The organism is Fusibacter sp. 3D3 (assembly GCF_001748365.1).
Classification (GTDB): Bacteria; Bacillota; Clostridia; order Peptostreptococcales; family Acidaminobacteraceae; genus Fusibacter_A.
Genome location: NZ_BDHH01000047.1, coordinates 1 through 2,785 on the forward strand (window position 1 = coordinate 1; position 2,785 = coordinate 2,785).

At 38.2% G+C, this 2,785-nt stretch carries 3 protein-coding genes; 2 read left to right on the plus strand and 1 reads right to left on the minus strand.

Annotated features, from left to right (window positions below; genetic code table 11):
• A partial coding sequence (locus F3D3_RS23040) for a Mu transposase C-terminal domain-containing protein (protein WP_207645412.1) occupies positions 1-404 on the plus strand: 404 nt, incomplete at its 5' end.
• A gap of 152 nt (positions 405-556) precedes the next feature.
• On the opposite strand, the gene F3D3_RS23045 is transcribed toward F3D3_RS23040, so the two are convergent.
• Entirely contained in the window at positions 557-2,050 is a 1,494-nt protein-coding gene (locus F3D3_RS23045) for a transposase (protein ID WP_069876873.1), read from the minus strand.
• Positions 2,051-2,315: 265 nt separating this feature from the next.
• On the opposite strand from F3D3_RS23045, the gene F3D3_RS23050 reads away from it, so the two are divergent.
• Positions 2,316-2,785, plus strand: a 470-nt coding sequence (locus F3D3_RS23050) for an ExeA family protein (RefSeq protein WP_175438483.1), incomplete at its 3' end; no start/stop codon positions are given.

Below are 2,785 nucleotides of genomic sequence, written 5' to 3' on the forward strand. Positions count from 1 at the left end.
TCAGTCCTAGACAGGAGTGGWACCGTGATTCCAGATTGTTAACGTTCTTGGATGCTGGTCTGGTTGGGGAAGCATTCTTACATCATGAAACACGAGTCGTGGATAAAGGAGCCTGTATCAGTGTAGGTGGTCTCAAATATGAAACCAGTACTACTTTGATTGGTGCTACTGTTGAGATTTCCTATGATCCGATGGTTCCAGAAATCCTCACGGTTTCTTATCCGGGTATAGAATCGTTCGAAGCGAAGCCTATTCGAATTGGCAACTTTTGCGACGTGAAACCAGAGCTCCCTCTTTGTATGCTTCCAAAAGAACCGGAAACATCACGTTTCCTTGAAGGATTGCAAAAGCAACACAAAACTAGCCAACAGATGAAAGCCAACGCTCTGTCCTTCGGTTCTTAATAGCCTCTCGGAATAAAAACTAGATTTCCAAAAGAAAAGGGATAAATTAACTGGAAATCAGTCGAGATATCTGTCTATCAAGTTATAAAATGTATTCTTATAAAAAAATGCGCACGACAAAAAGACCTATTCTACTTTCAAAAAGATAAGAATTAGGCGAAGATAAGTTCATTGAGATTAAAGCTCTTCTTCAAGTGGGAATGCCAAGCATCGATGTGTTGACACATCATAATGCCATAAAGGCGAATAGAATGCATTTTAGTAGAGCGATGTCTACCGGATTCTAAGTGATAATCAACTTTTTCGCGCTTATTGGACCGTTCAACAGAAGTACGCCTTTTGTAAATGTGATTCCAGGTATCGGAGTCTCTAGGTGTTTTAGTGAATAGCCTCAAGTCATCTTTGGGATACGTGTGAAAAGTACGCCCATAGGCAGCATCAGAGCAGGGATTATCACAAGAATTACATTTACCTTTTGTAAGAGCACACCGCCATTTTTTTCTGTTTTTAGCTTCTTCAAATCCATTAGGTTTCATAGGAAGTCCCTTGGGACATAAGGGAATACCTTTATCTGAAATAGAAATATCACAATCTGTGCTAAAGTTATGTTTGGTTCTAGGATTAAGATCAATAAAGGCATCGACATCGTTAATGTCAAGAACTTCATAAATAGCTTTAGCATCATGAGCAGCATCAAGAAGAATTCTCTGAACAGGACTTAAGGTATACCTTTGAGAGAAATCCCTTAATGTAATAAGCAAGCTAATAGAATCGTGTCTAGAAGCGGGATTCAAGCTTGGATAAAGCGGTAAGTCATAGTGACTATCACAGGCAGATAGCATGTACAAATGATAGCCGTTAAAGTATTTTTCCCTAGAACTATCCCAGCCGGAGTTAGAGTCTGGTTGGGAATAGATTCTAGGATGGTTACATGCAGTAATGCCTTTTGAAAAGCAATCACAAGTGCTTTTGCTTCTTTGATAACGCTGGGTTTCAAAAGGTGTTCCATCGCCAGCAATACTAAGACTTTCAAGGTCACCAAGCAAGCCTAAATTGGCGGAAATAGAAAGAAATTGAGACTGAAACAGATCAAACAATCGATCAGTTGGTAAATCTTTTTTAGCAGAACCATATTTGAGAAATCGATCAACTAATCGCTTAACAACACCGGGTTTTTTAAGAGGTGCTTTTTCACCTTTTTTATACTTTTTCTTCTTCTTTTTCCGTTTAAGTTTCTGTTTGAGTTTAGATTTTTTATTAGGTTGATCACTATTCCAGAGGCGTTTAAAAAAATCATAAAAAGTACCAACGCCTGGCACATCACCTGGTTCAAACCCACTGAGAATAGCATACAAAGGAACACGATGTAATTCGTCTACCCACTCAGTGATGCCAATGGTAGGCCTTGTTAATAAGAAAATTAAGTAAGAACGTAACATTGAGGCTGGATCTCTTGGTTTAGGTCCTTTAGGAGAATAAGAACTATAAAGCAAAGTTGAAACATAAGAAAGATCAGTGAGCCATAATTTTAGAATTAAAGCCCAATCTTTGTTAACGAGGACTAAAATACCGTTACTGTAATGCATATTAAGCTGTTCTAAAAGAAAGTTTTGGTAAGCTTCATGAGAGATGGTTTCTGGTTTCATAAATGGCCTCCTAAGCATTGAATTAAAGGTAAAAACCCTTTCAAATTCATTGTTAGGCGCAATTTCAAATGTCAAGTGTTTTGATGAAAAAAGTTTTAAAAACATCAAATTATTTCATTGAATAATTTCCATTTTCAAAAGCAAAAAAAGAAAAAACCTCCTACTGAAAAGTGGAGGATGAAAATATACGTGTTTATTTAAAGCCTTGAAAAAACACGCTTGGGTTATTCCGAGAGGCTATCTTATCGAAAGGAGGCGCGTAGCGATGTATGAAGCCTTCTTTCAAATGACAAACACACCATTTACACGTGATCTTCCTCCAAACAGTCTTTATGAGTCACCTTATGTGGTAGATGCGCTTGGGAGATTGACTTATGCAGCCGACCGACAACTATTTGCTGTTGTCACTGCTGATGCTGGTTGTGGCAAATCAACGCTAATCAGATCCTTTGTCTCAACGCTTTCAAAAGAAGACTATATTTTCCTATACCTTTCAGATTCAAAACTTACTCCACGATGGTTCTATAAAGGGCTACTGGATCAATTAGGCATCGAATCAAGGTTCTACCGTGGTGATGCCAAACGACAACTCCAAAMGGAAGTGGAAATCCYGCGGGGCGTCCAGAAAAAGAAAGTTGTATGCATTCTTGATGAAGCGCATCTTCTTGAACGAGAAACCATAGAAGAATTTCGTTTTTTGCTCAATTATAAATTTGACTCCATAAGTCCTATGGC

Bases quoted from the DNA above. Each gene is read 5' to 3' on its own strand.
- F3D3_RS23045 (WP_069876873.1), bottom strand. From the start codon at position 2,050: ATGAAACCAGAAACCATCTCTCATGAAGCTTACCAAAACTTTCTTTTA.